Origin of the sequence: Enterobacter cloacae complex sp. P27C (assembly GCF_014895705.1) — a bacterium.
In the GTDB taxonomy this organism is placed as follows: domain Bacteria; phylum Pseudomonadota; class Gammaproteobacteria; order Enterobacterales; family Enterobacteriaceae; genus Enterobacter; species Enterobacter bugandensis.
Genome location: NZ_JADBQB010000007.1, coordinates 231,845 through 246,332 on the forward strand (window position 1 = coordinate 231,845; position 14,488 = coordinate 246,332).

10 protein-coding genes and 1 pseudogene are annotated in these 14,488 nt (G+C 55.9%); 5 read left to right on the forward strand and 6 right to left on the reverse strand.

What is annotated here, in order from left to right:
- Positions 1–174: 174 nt before the first annotated feature.
- Positions 175–1,088: pseudogene (gene yedA, locus IM291_RS16475) on the forward strand (drug/metabolite exporter YedA).
- Here the strand turns inward: yedA and IM291_RS16480 are convergent.
- The 3 genes from IM291_RS16480 to IM291_RS16490 all read right to left on the reverse strand — a co-directional run bounded on the left by IM291_RS16480 (position 1,060) and on the right by IM291_RS16490 (position 3,710).
- Positions 1,060–1,551, reverse strand: coding sequence for a very short patch repair endonuclease (locus IM291_RS16480; protein WP_041909351.1), 492 nt, complete (start codon positions 1,549–1,551; stop codon positions 1,060–1,062). The pseudogene yedA and the gene IM291_RS16480 sit on opposite strands and share 29 nt — an antisense overlap.
- Positions 1,532–2,947: a DNA cytosine methyltransferase gene (locus tag IM291_RS16485; RefSeq protein ID WP_047367846.1), complete on the reverse strand. Its 1,416-nt coding sequence runs from the start codon at positions 2,945–2,947 to the stop codon at positions 1,532–1,534. Before IM291_RS16485 ends, IM291_RS16480 begins: the two co-directional genes overlap by 20 nt.
- A 61-nt stretch (positions 2,948–3,008) precedes the next feature.
- The gene (locus IM291_RS16490) at positions 3,009–3,710 is read right to left on the reverse strand and encodes a phosphohydrolase (protein ID WP_192987336.1); all 702 of its coding nucleotides are present in this window, start codon (positions 3,708–3,710) and stop codon (positions 3,009–3,011) included.
- A 285-nt stretch (positions 3,711–3,995) separates the two neighbouring features.
- Between IM291_RS16490 and ompC the strand changes: the two genes are divergently transcribed.
- Positions 3,996–5,162: a porin OmpC gene (ompC, locus tag IM291_RS16495; RefSeq protein ID WP_047367847.1), complete on the forward strand. Its 1,167-nt coding sequence runs from the start codon at positions 3,996–3,998 to the stop codon at positions 5,160–5,162.
- 57 nt (positions 5,163–5,219) lie between these two features.
- Here ompC and IM291_RS16500 read toward each other — a convergent pair whose 3' ends face one another.
- Positions 5,220–6,083, reverse strand: coding sequence for an N-acetylmuramic acid 6-phosphate etherase (locus IM291_RS16500; RefSeq protein ID WP_192987309.1), 864 nt, complete (start codon positions 6,081–6,083; stop codon positions 5,220–5,222).
- A 165-nt stretch (positions 6,084–6,248) separates the two neighbouring features.
- On the opposite strand from IM291_RS16500, the gene IM291_RS16505 reads away from it, so the two are divergent.
- Together IM291_RS16505 and dcuR are read left to right on the forward strand one after the other, a co-directional pair.
- The gene (locus tag IM291_RS16505) at positions 6,249–7,865 is read left to right on the forward strand and encodes a sensor histidine kinase (protein ID WP_069733051.1); all 1,617 of its coding nucleotides are present in this window, start codon (positions 6,249–6,251) and stop codon (positions 7,863–7,865) included.
- Positions 7,862–8,581 carry a two-component system response regulator DcuR gene (gene dcuR / locus IM291_RS16510; RefSeq protein ID WP_028013719.1) on the forward strand — a complete coding sequence of 240 codons (720 nt, stop codon included), beginning with the start codon at positions 7,862–7,864 and terminating at the stop codon, positions 8,579–8,581. The genes IM291_RS16505 and dcuR overlap by 4 nt, the downstream gene beginning before the upstream one ends.
- Here the strand turns inward: dcuR and IM291_RS16515 are convergent.
- Together IM291_RS16515 and IM291_RS16520 are read right to left on the reverse strand one after the other, a co-directional pair.
- Positions 8,562–9,524, reverse strand: a complete 963-nt coding sequence (locus IM291_RS16515; RefSeq protein ID WP_063437814.1) for an FAD:protein FMN transferase — start codon at positions 9,522–9,524, stop codon at positions 8,562–8,564. The genes dcuR and IM291_RS16515 overlap by 20 nt on opposite strands.
- Before the next feature lie 58 nt (positions 9,525–9,582).
- Positions 9,583–12,363, reverse strand: coding sequence for a flavocytochrome c (locus IM291_RS16520; protein ID WP_192971740.1), 2,781 nt, complete (start codon positions 12,361–12,363; stop codon positions 9,583–9,585).
- 610 nt (positions 12,364–12,973) lie between these two features.
- Between IM291_RS16520 and IM291_RS16525 the strand changes: the two genes are divergently transcribed.
- Positions 12,974–14,482: an anion permease gene (locus tag IM291_RS16525; RefSeq protein WP_023325580.1), complete on the forward strand. Its 1,509-nt coding sequence runs from the start codon at positions 12,974–12,976 to the stop codon at positions 14,480–14,482.
- Positions 14,483–14,488: the final 6 nt, after the last annotated feature.

Sequence of the window (14,488 nt, forward strand, 5' to 3'; positions counted from 1 at the left end):
GTGATCCTTCTTTTTTTGGTAATTAAGTGAATAGTATGGAGCAAAAGCGCAATCGCGGAAACAGGCAGCTTTCGTCAACAAAAAATTCACATCAACTACACAATTAAAGGGCTCGCCAGCGCGATAGTTTTCGCGTTTACTATCAGCGACCTTTTTATTTCGTCGTGAGGGATTATGCGTTTCCGGCAACTGCTTCCGCTTATCGGGGCACTTTTTCGCTGTATATCATCTGGGGTTCAACCTATTTTGTCATTCGCATCGGCGTGGAAAGCTGGCCGCCGCTAATGATGGCGGGCATTCGCTTCCTCTCGGCGGGTGTGCTGCTGCTGGCCTTCCTGCTGCTGCGCGGGCATAAGCTTCCCCCGCTCCGATCAATGCTGAACGCCGCCCTGATAGGCCTGCTGCTGCTGGCGGTGGGGAATGGCTTTGTGACCATTGCCGAGCACCAGAACGTACCGTCAGGGATCGCCGCCGTGGTCGTTGCCACCGTACCGCTGTTTACCCTCTGCTTCAGCCGCCTTTTCGGCATCCGCACCCGCAAGCTGGAGTGGCTGGGGATTGGCATCGGCCTTGCCGGCATCATTCTGCTTAACAGCGGCGGTAACCTGAGCGGGAATCCGTGGGGCGCAGTGATTATCCTTATCGGCTCGATGAGCTGGGCGTTTGGTTCCGTATACGGTTCGCGTATCGAGCTGCCGACCGGCATGATGGCGGGGGCAATAGAGATGCTTGCGGCTGGGATTGTGCTGCTGCTGGCCTCAGCCCTGACGGGAGAGGAGCTGACTACCCTGCCGCCGTTGTCGGGCTTCCTGGCGGTAGGCTATCTGGCGCTGTTTGGCTCAATCATCGCCATCAACGCCTATATGTTCCTGATCCGTAACGTCTCGCCGGCGGTCGCCACCAGCTATGCCTACGTCAACCCGGTCGTGGCCGTGCTGCTCGGCACCGGGCTTGGCGGTGAAACGCTCTCTCCGGTTGAGTGGTTAGCTTTAGGGGTGATTGTTTTTGCCGTCGTGCTGGTGACCTTAGGCAAATATTTGCTGCCGGCAAAGCCCGTGGTTACGCCTTGCGAGGTGGAGAAACCGTAAGCGCGTGGATCCCCTGCGTGTCGATCTGCGCGGCCTGGCCGCCGCCGCAGATCCACTCTTCCAGCCGTTCGCTCAGATCGGCATCGTTCAGCTTTAACCGCCCTCTCAGCGCACATTCCCAGACGATCAGCACTCGCCAGCCCTGCGCGACAAGCGTGGCGAGATCCCGGGCGTCACGCTCAACGTTCTTGCCAATCTTTTCCAGCCAGAAATCGGTGCGCGTCGCCGGGACTTTAAACAGGTAGCAGTCGTGATGATGCCAGAAACAGCCGTGGGTGAAGATAATGCACCGATACGCGTCAATGACGAAATCCGGGCGACCCGCAAGTGCGGGATCCTGCACGCGAAAGTCGAAGCCCGCCTGTGTCAGCAGCCCGGCCAGACGCTTTTCTATCGCGGTGTCACGCGTGCCGATGGCACGCATGTTTTTGCTCCGCGTGGCCTTATCGTGAACGTCCGTCATTGACGGCCTCACCCTGGCGGAGCGCCACCGCCTGTCTGATGCGCGGGGCCAGCAGTTTTGCCACCGCCGCGAACGCGGGCACCACCACCGAGTTACCAAACTGACGGTAAGCCTGGGTGTCCGAAACAGGAATGCGGAAGCGGTAGCCCTGTGGCGTTTCAAAGCCCATCAGCCGGGCGCACTCCCGCGGCGTGAGGCGCCGCGGACGGTGACGCTGGTTTTGCGGATCGTCGAAATCTTTCTCGCCCAGCGCTTTATCCCAGCCTCTGTCGATCAGGATTTCCGCGCCGTCTTTATAGTAGCGAGCGGACAGCGTGCGGGTCACGCTGTGCGGATCGTTTGGGTTCACCATGCCAAACCCGAAGCCGTTGCCTTTGGCCTGATGCTTTTTGGCATAGCGGTAGAGGTATTTCCACAGGATCGGGGTAAGGATAAATTTCGCGTCGACCACCGGCTCCAGCAGGTCGGCAATCGTTGGACGACGCTCGGGGTATAAGGAGGGAATATCCCGCAGGGTGAAATCCCCCTTCAGATTGAGATCGCGGCGGAAACCGACGAGCACAATGCGTTCGCGATGCTGGGGCAGGAAATGTTTCCCGTCGATAATTTTCGGGTCATCCGCGCCCATGTCCTCGGAATCAGCCACGTCATAGCCCAGCTCGTCCAGCGTTTGCATGATAATGCGGAAGGTCTTTCCACCGTCATGGCTCTTTAAGTTCTTGACGTTTTCCAGCACGAATATGGCCGGGCGACGGGCGTCAATGATTCGGGCCACATCGAAAAACAGCGTTCCCTGCGTATCGCAGGCAAAACCGTGGGCACGCCCGAGGGCATTCTTTTTGGAGACACCGGCCAGCGAGAAAGGCTGACACGGGAAGCCCGCCAGCAGCACGTCATGCGCCGGAATCGTCTGGCGAATGTGCTCGGCGGCTTGTTCATCCGTGACGCCGCTTTTATGGCTCAGGGTAACGTCGCGGATATCGGCGTTGAAATGATGTTCATGCGGATCGCAGTACCAGTTCGCTTTATAGGTGCGTACCGCATGTTTGTTCCACTCGCTGGTAAACACGCACTGACCGCCGATAGCTTCAAAGCCGTGCCGGATGCCACCGATGCCGGCAAACAGATCGATAAAGCGGAAGGCATAGTTCGGGTGCGCGGCAGACGGCCGCGGAAGCAGATCTTGCAGAAAACGAAACTCGCTTTCGCTCAGGCGGCGCCCTGCCCGATCGCTGGTCAGCAGTCGCTTAAGGATGGCCGGGCTCCAGTGGCTCTCGCCGTGCGCCACCAGCTGGTTTGCCAGCGTTTTAGCGTCATAAATATCCAGCAGCTGGCGCAGTAATGCCTGCACCGTTGCCGTTGACTTCTCAGCCTGCTCAGGCGCGGGCTCTGTCACTGATCGATTTTCCTGCATTCTTTTAACCGGGCAATAAAGACTGGAAACAGATTACCACAGTTCACTTTCGCAAACTGCGACGGAAGCGGTGTTGAATCTGGCTATCCAGCCCGATGCAGTCGCCCTGTAATTCAGCACTGAGTTTCGCCATAAACTGAATCAGAAAATCGGCGTTGTGCTGCGCGAGCTCGCGCCCGACGTCGGTTTGCATTGTATCAGGCAAGCGCAGCAGCTTGGTCTGAAAATGATCGAGCGCAAACGCCCGGTCATCAAGCGGGCGCGCGTCGGCAAACGGATCGTCCGCGTTAAAAAGCGGTACTCCCAGCGCGCCTGACACGGCAAACACGCGCGCCAGGCCAATCGCCCCCAGCGCCTCCAGACGATCTGCATCCTGGACAATTTTGGCCTCAATCGTGTGCGGCGTCAGGCCGGCGCTGAAACTGTGCGCCTCGATGGCGTGCTCCACGGCGGCATAGCGATCGGACGGGAAGTCAGGGAAATCGCGGTGCAGAATGTCCCGCGTTCTGCGCGCAGCCAGACGCGACGACTGGCTGCGTTCAGGATGATTTTTCGGCAGGCTAACGATGTCGTGAAAATAGCAGGCGGTCAGGATCGTCAGCGGGTCGACGTGGTGATGAACCATGATTTTCTGCGCCGTCAGCCAGACGCGACGGAAGTGTGAAATATCGTGCGCGGTGTCATCGGTCGCGTGATGTTCATCAAGCCAGGATTCAAAGCGCTGCTGCCACTGTATGAGTTCCATCATCCTTTCCTGTTACGAAAATGGGCACTGAATTATAACATAGCTAAATAAAATAAATTAAAAAATAGAACCCCGAAATACTTAATAATAATTACCCGCAATGCTTTCAATCGATTAATTCATTTGAAAAATAAAGAGATTTTTGGAAATATTTTGTAATATTTTCACTGGTTTAATTACATTTATTTCTGAACCAAATTCAGGAGCCATAGAATAGTATCAAACACGTAATTACGGAGGGTGATTACATATATTCATATAAATTATCTTTAAAGGGAATATATAATGAAAAGAAAAGTTCTGGCAATTCTTGTACCCGCATTATTAATGGCTGGCGCGGCAAACGCGGCTGAAATGTATAACAAAGACGGCAATAAAGTTGACCTGTACGGCAAGGTTGACGCGCGTCATACCTTCTCCGACAACGCGGGCGACGACGGCGACGAAACCTACGTGCAGATTGGTTTCAAAGGCGAAACACAGATTACCCGCGATCTGGTCGGTTACGGTCAGTGGGAATATAAAACCTACGCAAATGATACCGAAGATGCCGGGGATACCTCTTTCAACCGTCTGGCCTATGCGGGCCTGAAATATGGCGAATACGGTTCATTTGATTATGGCCGTAATTACGGCGTCGTGTATGACGTTGAAGCCTGGACCGATATGCTGCCGGTATTTGGTGGCGATTCCTACACCTGGACTGACAACTATATGGTTGGCCGTACCAACGGTGTTGCGACCTACCGTAATAATGATTTCTTCGGTCTGGTTGATGGCCTGAACTTCGCGCTGCAGTATCAGGGTGCTAACGAAGGCGCAAACGCTAACGAAGATCAGGAAGGCACCAAAAACGGTCACGACGACGTACGCTTCCAGAACGGCGACGGCTTCGGTATGTCTACCACCTATGACTTCGACTTCGGCCTGACGCTGGGTGCGGCGTATTCTTCCTCTGACCGTACCAACGATCAGGTTGCTTATGGCGCGGGCAACTATAACCGCTTCAGCAAATACGCAGGCGGTGACCGTGCAGACGCATGGACCGTTGGCGCAAAATATGATGCTCAAGGCGTCTACCTGGCGATGATGTACGCGGAAACCCGCAACATGACGCCGTACGGCAGCGACGGCATCGCCAACAAAACGCAGAACTTTGAAGCCGTAGCGCAATACCAGTTTGACTTCGGTCTGCGTCCATCCCTGGCGTGGGTCTATTCCAAAGGCATCGATCTGGGCGGTAACGATTATCACCCACGCAATGGCTATGACTATGTAGACCAGGATCTGGTTAACTACATCGACCTGGGCATGACCTACAACTTCAACAAGAACTTCTCCACCTACGTTGATTATAAAATCAACCTGCTGGACGAAGATGACGCCTTCTACAATGACAACGGTATTGCAACCGATGACATTGTTGGCATCGGCATGATCTACCAGTTCTGATCCCTGAAAATACTAAAGCCCGCATTTGCGGGCTTTTTTGTTTCAAGGGGCACTATTTTACGGCGCTTCCTGCAGCGCCACGCGGATAAACCCGTTATTCTGCGCCAGCAGCTCATGGGCTTTCCACGCATCAAGGCCTGTCAGCACCATCAATACCGCGGTTTTACATTGATGGTTACAGCTCTCCAGCGCGGCCTTTGCCTGCGCCCTGGTGCATCCCCCCGCCTCCATCACGATGGCGATCTGCCGTTCGGCCCATTTGGTACTGCTTGCCTCAAGATCCACGCGCAGGTTGCTGTAAACGCGCCCGGTGCGAACGGCCAGCGCGGTGGTAATCATCGAGAGGATCATTTTTTGCGCGATCCCCGCCCTGGTATTGCGATACCCGGCAACCACATCAGCCCCAAGCTCTGGGGCAATTACCATGCTTGCCAGCTGTGCTGCTTCACTTTGTGCATCACCGGTGATGACCGCAACCGGCGCTCCCAACGACCACGCATGCCGCATTGCCCCCCAGACCCACGGCGTTTTTCCGCTGACGGTCACGGCAAGCATCATATCGTGCTCACCAAATTTAATGGCCTGCAGATCAGCCACCCCGCGCTCGTAGCTCCCATCCCCCTCTTCTGCCGTCACGGCAATTACCGGCGTTTTCCCCGGCGCATACTCATCTGCAGCCTGTTGTGCGATGCAGCCTGACGGGCCCGCGCCGACAATCACCAGACGGCCGCCGTGGTTAAGCGCCGAGGCGGCGTTATCCACCGCGCGGGCGATTGTCGTTAAGCAGGGGGTTATAGCAGCAGAAATGCGTGCATCTTCCTCGTGGATAACCTTCAGCACGTCCAGCGTGGACAATCTATCTATATTCATCGTGCTGGCGTGCCGTCTTTCCTTGACTGAACCGGTAAGCGTAATGCTCATAAACAGCCTCCTTATTATGAGTACCCACACACTATAAAGTGTTTTATATAGATGACCTGCGAGTGGGGTCACGAAAAGAAGAGTAAATCGACGCTTTTACATGGCTTTAAGAAAAGCCCATCATCAGCGATAATCACTCCCTTTCTTAATCATCGCGGAGTGTTGATGAGCGATTTGCAGCCTTTCCCTCTGACGCGCAAGCGCCCCATGAAACTGTACACGCTGGTCACGTTGATGGTGTCCGCGATTATCGCCTCTGTGCTGCTGGTGGTTTTTGCGCTCTATTCCGTGCAGATCACCCGGGCGACCCGCGATGATGTAAAAGATACCGCTCTGGGCATCGCCCGCACGCTGGCCGACAGCCCGGAGATCCAGCGCGGCCTGATGCAGTCGCCGCAGGCCGACATCATTCAGCCCATCGCCAAAGCCGTTACCCAACGCAACGATCTGCTGCTTACCGTGGTGACCGACATGCGGGGGATTCGCTACTCGCACCCTAACGAGGCGCTCATCGGCCTGCATTTTATCGGCAACGATCTGGAACCCGCGCTGGAAGGCAAAGAGAATGTCTCGGTTAACCGCGGCGCCCTCGCCGAGGCGCTTCGCGTTTTCACGCCGGTCTATGACAGCCAACACGATCAGATCGGTGTCGTCGTGGTGGGGATTTCCCTCAAAAAGGTGGAAGACCAGATAGCCCGCGGGCGGCTGAACGCGCTCTGGACGATTCTGTTCAGCATATTTATGAGTTCGATGGCGATTTGGGGTCTGGTACGGGTGCTGAAGCGCATTCTTTTCGGGCTCGAACCCTATGAAATCTCCGCCCTGTTCGAACAGCGCCAGGCGATGCTGCAGTCGCTTCGCGAAGGTGTGCTGGCCGTCGATATTCACGGCCGCGTGACGATGATTAACCACGCTGCCAGAGAGATATTACTTCTTCCCTCCGGCAAGCAGACCGAAAACACCAGCGAGCCGCTGCTGGCAAGCCTGCGTGAGGTATCGAAAACCGGGGTTGCGCGTCAGGATCAGGAGATCAGCTGCAACGGACGACTGCTGCTCTGCAACATGGTGCCGGTCAAAAGCCAGAATCGGGTGATCGGGGCTATCAGCACCTTCCGCGATAAAACGGAAATCAGCCAGCTGATGCAGCGTATCGATGGCATGGTCAACTACGTCGACGCCCTGCGCAGCCACACGCACGAGTTTATGAATAAACTGCATGTGATCCTGGGCCTGCTGCACATGAAGCGTTACGACAAGCTGGAGGAGTACATCATCCAGACGGCGCATAATTACCAGACGGACATTGGCACGATCCAGAGCAAGGTAAAGTCCCCGGTCGTTGCCGGATTCCTGCTGGGTAAAATCAACCGGGCGAAAGAGGCCGGCGTCACCCTGACGCTGGCGGATGAAAGCCTGATACCGGATACCGCCAGTGAAGAGCAGGTTGCGGTGCTGATCACCGCCCTTGGTAACTTAATCGAAAACGCGCTCGACGCGATGGCAGGACAGCAGGAAGGCGAGATTGGCCTGCTGCTGCATTATCAGAATGGCTGGCTCAGCTGCGAAGTCAGCGACGACGGCCCCGGCATTGATCCCACTCAGCTGGAGGCTATTTTTACTAAAGGGTTCTCAACAAAAGGTGAAAACCGCGGCGTTGGGCTGTTCCTTGCTCGCCAGCAGATCCAGAACCTGGGCGGCGATATTACCGTCGAGTCTGAGCCTGGCGTATTTACCCAATTTTTTGTTCACATCCCCTGGGATAGCGAGAGGAATATCGCGTGATAAATGTATTAATTGTCGATGATGACGCCATGGTAGCCGATCTCAACCGTCTGTACGTCAACCGTGTTGAAGGCTTCAGCTGCTGCGGCGTCGCCTCCACGCTCAATCAGGCCAGGGCCTTTATCAATAACCCCAGCCAGCCTGTCGATCTGGTGCTGCTGGACGTCTACATGCAGCAGGATAACGGGCTGGATCTGCTGCCCGATATTCGCGCGTCAGGCCGCCCGATTGATGTGATAATGATCTCCTCGGCCGCCGATGCCGCCACGATCCAGACCTCCATCCACTACGGCGTGGTGGATTATCTGATAAAGCCTTTCCAGTTCCCGCGCTTTGAAGAGGCGCTGAACGGTTGGAAGGCAAAGCACAGCCTGATGGGCTCGCACCAGTATTACGAGCAGGCGGACGTCGACAGGCTGATCCACGGCGGCGCGCCGGAGCTGGCGGACACTAAAAAATTGCCGAAGGGGTTAACGCCGCAAACGCTGCGCACGATTTGCCAGTGGATTGATGGCCACCCGGAGACGGAATTTTCCACCGACGATCTGGCTAACGCAGTCAATATCTCCCGCGTCTCCTGCCGTAAGTACCTGATTTGGCTTGCGCAGATCAACATTCTGTTCACCAGCATTCACTACGGAGCCACCGGGCGTCCGGTGTATCGCTACCGCTTACAGCCGGAACAGATCGGGCTGCTCAAACAGTACTGCCAATAACGCGGTAGCTCTCGTCCAGAAGGGTAAAACGGAAGTGGTGCATCGAGGAGATCACCACTTCTTTTGTTTTGGTCACAAAGATAGCTTCAATATCGGGGCGCGCGCGCAGGGCGGCACAGCCCTTTTCTACCCCCATGCCGTACATCAGCGTGGTCCAGATGTCGCCGTCAATGGAGTCTTTTGAAATGATAGTGACGCTCTCCAGCTCGTTGTCGAGCGGATACCCGGTGCGCGGATCGAGAATATGGTGATAGCGCTTGCCGTTCTGCTCGAAGTAGCGCTCGTACGTTCCCGAGGTCACCACGGAGAGGTTCTCCACCGTCATCGCACCGATAAGCGCGTCACCGGCGAACGGTTTTTTTAGTCCCACGCTCCAGCCCCCTTCCGGCGAGCCTAGCGTCTGGATGTTTCCGCCGAGGTTGATCAGCCCCAGCTCAGCGCCCTCTTTGCGCAGGTAGTCCCGCACCCGGTCGGCGATATAGCCTTTGGCGATGGCACCCAGATCAATCTCCATCCCCGATCTGGTCAGAAACACGCTGGTCTGCGCCTCATCAAGGATGACCTCCTCGGGCCGGGTTATCGCCAGCAGGGACGCAATGTCATCGGCAGGCGGAACGCTGTCTCCCTGAAAGCCAATCTTCCAGCGCTTCACCAGCGGGCCGATCGCCAGGTTAAACGCGCTGTCTTTTAGCATGCTTGCCGCTTTGGCACAGCGGATCAGTTCAAACACCGGACGACTGACGGCAACCGGATGCTGGCCCGCCGCATGGTTGATGTCCATCACCTGCGAATGCGCCCGGTTAACGGTGAGGAGATCTTCGTACTGTTTGATCAGGCGGAAAACGCGGGACGCGAGGGCTTCATCATGGGAGAAGAGCTTCAGGAGAATGGGCGAGCCCATCAGAACGGCGGAGTAGCTGTAAACGCGATGGCTATCAGGCATTGCATGTGTCCTCAGATGTAGCCCCGGCAGGCACCGCGCCGCCGGGGAGACAGGAGCCTTACGTTCTTTTTGAGCGCATCGCCGCCTGATGTCCTGCAAGGGTACCAAAAATAATGATATCCGCCACCGCGTTACCGCCGATACGGTTGCCGCCGTGGATCCCCCCGACCACTTCACCCGCCGCAAACGCCCCCGGCAGCACGTTGTGGTTGCTGTCCAGCACGCAGGTTTCGGTGTTGATGGTCACACCGCCCATGGTGTGGTGCACGCCTGGCGCAATCTGAATAGCGTAGAAAGGCCCTTCGTTGATAGGCGCACGCAGCGCGGTGGTACGACCAAAATCGTCATCGTGCTGTTTTTCAACGAAACCGTTGTAACGTTCCAGGGTCGCGAGGAAAGCGTGGTGATCCATACCGAGCGCTTCCGCCAGCGCTTTTGGCGAGCTGGCGCTGGTCACGAAGCCTTTCGCAATATACTCATCCGCGGCTTTGTTCTTGGCACGTACGTGCTCGTCAAAGACGATGTACGCGTATTTCTCCGGCAGCGCGATGATTGACGCCGAGACTTTATCGCGGGTCGACATTTCGTTGTAGAAGCGCTCCCCTTTCTGGTTGACCAGAATCGCCCCGCCCCCGCGGATGGATTCGGAAATCAGGTACGAGGTGTTCTGCTCAACGGTTGGGTGAATTTGGATTTCGCCCATATCCACGGTGCCCGCCCCGATGCGCTCCAGCAGCGCGATGCCGCCGCCGGTTGCCCCTTTGTGGTTGGTGGTGACGAACCCTTCCAGATCCGGACGGTATTTGACGACCATCTGGCTGTTGGCGCTGAAGCCGCCCGTCGCCACGATCACGCTTTTCGCTGCCACGGTGACGGTTTCGTTCTCTTCAGTGGTCAGGCGAACCCCGGTCACTTCACCGTTCTCGAAGATAATGTCGCTGACGGAGGTATCCAGCATCACCTCGATGTTGCGTTTGTTGACGTTACGCACCAGGCCGCTGATCAGGTAGCCCCCCACCGCAGAGCCGTCTTTTGGACGGTGAGTACGGTCGATGCTCATCCCACCGGTGGTGGTGATGTCGTTCAGCATGATGCCGCGCGTTGCCAGCCACTCGATCGCCTGCGGCGCGTTCTCGACAAAGCGGCGCAGCAGTTCAGGGTTGTTCTTGTTGCCGCCGCCTTTCAGGCTTTCCTGGTAGAACAGCTCTTTGCTGTCCTGAATGCCCTTCACGCGCTGGAAGCGGGTTTCGGCGGCATTCATACCGGCAGAGGCTTTAATGGTGTTCCCGCCGATGGTCGGCATCTTCTCAACAATCAGCACGCTCGCGCCTTCGTCGTGAGCCTGAATCGCCGCCGCCAGACCGGCGCCACCGCTACCGACCACCACCACGTCCACGCTGCGGGTTTCGTTCGGGTCAACGCCCTCTTCCGCTGCCAGCGCTTTGCTGGATTTCAGCATCGCTTTAGAGACCGCTTTCTTCACCGCTTCACTCTGGCTGGTTGCACCGGTGATGGCATCCACGTGCGGGGTATTGGCGTCCAGAATGCGGGTACGGATCTCTTCAAAGCTGGTGACGAACTCAACGTCATCGCTCGGGCCAGAGGCCAGCTCGATGTCCGCAATGCGGTCGGTTTCCAGACTGACGTTAATCACCAGCTCGTTCGCGTCGTCCTGCACCTTCTCGGTGAACATGCCCGGTTTGAATTTCGATTCGCCCATGCTCATGTCGCGGATCATCGCTTCCACCAGCGAGAAGCGCCACAGCGGTTCAGGAATGCTCAGTTCCTCGCGTTTGGTGCTGTCCATAAACAGCTCAAGGCTTTCACCCGTCGCGATGCGGTCGGTCCAGTCCGGGTAGGCAATAGTGGCGCGGCCAACGGCAATCAGGTCGTAACCGTGATCCAGCGCTTCATTCACGTCTGACGCATTCACCACGCCGCCCACGCCCATCACCGGAACCTGCGCCAGCGTTTCAGAACGCATCGCGCAATATTTTTCGATCAGCGGCGTCGGGTCCTGGGTGTCGACAATGGACGGACGCAGGGTCGCGCCGACGGAGAAGTGCAGGTAGTCCACGCCGCGCGCCGCCAGTTTTTCCAGCAGGTACATGGTGTCTTCAAAGCGGATGCCCGGCACTTCCAGCTCTTCAGGGGAGAAGCGGTAGCCAATAATAAACGCGTCGTCCGCGTACTGGCGCACCATTTTGTGGGTGATGTCCAGCACCGCCAGCGGGAACTTCGCGCGGTTGTCGCGGCTGCCGCCCCACTCGTCGTCGCGCTGGTTAGAGTTTGGAGAGTAGAACTGCTGAATCAGGTAGGTGTTCGCCCCGTGGATTTCCACACCGTCAAAACCGGCCTGGATGGCGCGGCGCACGGCTTCACCAAACTTGCCGATCATGCCTTCCACTTCTTCGGCGGTCAGGGCAACCGGCGTTGCGGCACCGTCACGCGGCGCGGCCACGGCGCTTGGGCCAACCGGGGTACGGCCACCGATCAGTTTCGGATCAACCATGCGGCCACCGTGGTAGATCTGCAGCAGGGCCTTAGAGCCTTTGGATTTAATGGCCTCGGCGATTTTCGCCAGCCCGGCGATTTTCTCGTCGTTATCAATACCAATTGCGCCCGGGAAGGCGAGGCCGAGATCGTCGACGAAGCAGCACTCCACGATGATGGTGCCAATGCTGCCGGAACGGGCCCGATAGTACTCCACCAGCTCGCTGGTGACGGTGCCGTCATAATAGCCGGTACAGGTGGTCATAGGGGCCATTAACAAACGGTTTTTCAGTTCAGTGCCATTCGGTAATGTGAAGGGGCTAAGAATGCGTTCGTTAGTGCTCATAATAGAAACTCCAAACTTTTAAAAATTGAAAATTCGTTATCGGATTGATTTTTTATTTCGTCGTTCTTTGCCGATGTCATGATATTAATATAATGATTTTTTTAGTTTATAAAGTTATTACGTTAGTTAAAAAACTATTTAATCCCTATAATAACACTAATAATACATTGGTGTTAGCGATTGTCATTCAGGCATTCACAATATTTTAAAATACGTTAAATAAAAAATGGTAAAACCATTACACCAAAAACCAAAAACACCTTTTAAAATCAACTAAATAGCAATTATTAAAAATTCAAATTGTTACAGAAATGATAAAATAAACCCGCAAAAAAGATAATAACCACATACGCCAGAGTGGTTATTAATAAAAGCATAAAAATAACGCTGCAATTCTGTTTTTTTGATCTCGATCAATAGTCATGGCATTTAAAAGCGCAATATAAAAACATCATCATTTTTTAATTTAACGCACACAAAAAAGCGTTAAATCGCTATTACTGAAAATACAAAAACGCACCTTTAATAACTAAAAAAAGCAAAGAAACTTAAGAAAGCAATTTTGACTTTTCAGTGCGACCGAATTTTTGACAACTTAAGACGTGAAACTATGAATACAAAAACTGCTGTAACGCCCCCTGTGGCGAACCAGGCATCAAATGGAAACGCAAAACGTCTGCTGATGATGGCACTGCCCGTCATCGTCGCCGTACTGCTGCTGTTTGTTCCCGTTCCTGAAGGGCTGCCGCCTTACGCGTGGCACTACTTCGCCATCTTCGTCGGCGTGATCGTCGGTCTTATCTTCGAACCCCTGCCGGGCGCGGTGATCGGTCTGACCGGCGTGGTCGCCATTGCCCTGTGCAGCCAGTGGGTGCTGTTCAGCCCTGAACAGCTGGCTGACCCGAAATTCAAGCTGGCGGGCGCCTCCTTTAAATGGGCGGTGAGCGGGTTTGGTAACTCCACCGTCTGGCTGATTTTCGGTGCCTTTATGTTTGCCGCGGGCTACGACAAAACCCGCTTCGGCCGCCGTCTGGCGCTGATTCTGGTGAAGTATCTTGGCCGTCGTAGCCTGACGCTCGGTTACGCGATTACGTTTGCGGACCTGCTGCTGGCACCGTTCACTCCGTCCAACACCGCGCGCAGCGGTGGGACCATCTACCCGATCATCGCTAACCTGCCGCCGCTGTACGGTTCAAAACCCAACGACCCAAGCGCGCGTAAGATTGGTTCGTACCTGATGTGGGTGGCGATCACCGCGGCCTGTATCACCAGCTCAATGTTCCTCTCTGCCCTTGCGCCGAACCTGCTGGCCCTGGCGCTGGTGAAAAGTACGGTTGGGATCGACATCTCCTGGGGGACCTGGTTCCTCGCCTTCCTGCCGCTGGGCATCCTGCTGATCCTGACCATGCCGCTGCTGGCCTACTGGTTCTACCCGCCAGAAGTGAAGGTGAACAACGAAGTGCCGCTGTGGGCGACCCGAGAGCTGGAAAAACTGGGCAAACTGTCGCGCAATGAGATCCTTCTGCTGGTGTTCGTATGCTGCGCGCTGCTGATGTGGATCTTCGCCGCCGCGTGGATTGAACCCGCGATGGCGGCCCTGCTCATCGTCGGCCTGATGCTGTGGACCGGCGTGCTGGAGTGGAACGATATCACCGGCAACAAAGCGGCGTGGAACACCTTCGTCTGGTTCGCCACCCTGGTGGCGCTGGCGGATGGCCTCTCCTCTACCGGCTTTATCAGCTGGTTAGGTAAAGAAGGCGGCCTGCTGATGAGCGGTATCTCTCCGGGCGTGGCGACCATCGTCCTGCTGCTGGCGTTCTACCTGCTGCACTACCTGTTTGCCAGCACCACCGCGCACACCACGGCGCTGCTGCCAGCGATGCTGACCATCGCCTCCACCATTCCGGGCATGAATATGGAAGTGTTCGTTCTGCTGATGGTGACCTCGCTGGGCGTGATGGGGATTATCACCCCGTACGGCACTGGCCCAAGCCCGATTTACTACGGTAGCGGCTACCTGCCAACCAAAGACTACTGGCGCCTCGGCACCATCTTTGGTGCCATCTTCCTGGCGGCCCTGCTGCTGATTGGCTACCCGTGGATGTCCATGATGTTCTGATTCCTG

Bases quoted from the DNA above. Each gene is read 5' to 3' on its own strand.
- IM291_RS16520 (WP_192971740.1), bottom strand. From the start codon at position 12,363: ATGAGCACTAACGAACGCATTCTTAGCCCCTTCACATTACCGAATGGC.
- IM291_RS16500 (WP_192987309.1), bottom strand. From the start codon at position 6,083: ATGAGCATTACGCTTACCGGTTCAGTCAAGGAAAGACGGCACGCCAGC.
- IM291_RS16490 (WP_192987336.1), bottom strand. From the start codon at position 3,710: ATGGAACTCATACAGTGGCAGCAGCGCTTTGAATCCTGGCTTGATGAA.
- IM291_RS16515 (WP_063437814.1), bottom strand. From the start codon at position 9,524: ATGCCTGATAGCCATCGCGTTTACAGCTACTCCGCCGTTCTGATGGGC.
- IM291_RS16480 (WP_041909351.1), bottom strand. From the start codon at position 1,551: ATGACGGACGTTCACGATAAGGCCACGCGGAGCAAAAACATGCGTGCC.
- IM291_RS16505 (WP_069733051.1), top strand. From the start codon at position 6,249: ATGAGCGATTTGCAGCCTTTCCCTCTGACGCGCAAGCGCCCCATGAAA.
- ompC (WP_047367847.1), top strand. From the start codon at position 3,996: ATGAAAAGAAAAGTTCTGGCAATTCTTGTACCCGCATTATTAATGGCT.
- IM291_RS16525 (WP_023325580.1), top strand. From the start codon at position 12,974: ATGAATACAAAAACTGCTGTAACGCCCCCTGTGGCGAACCAGGCATCA.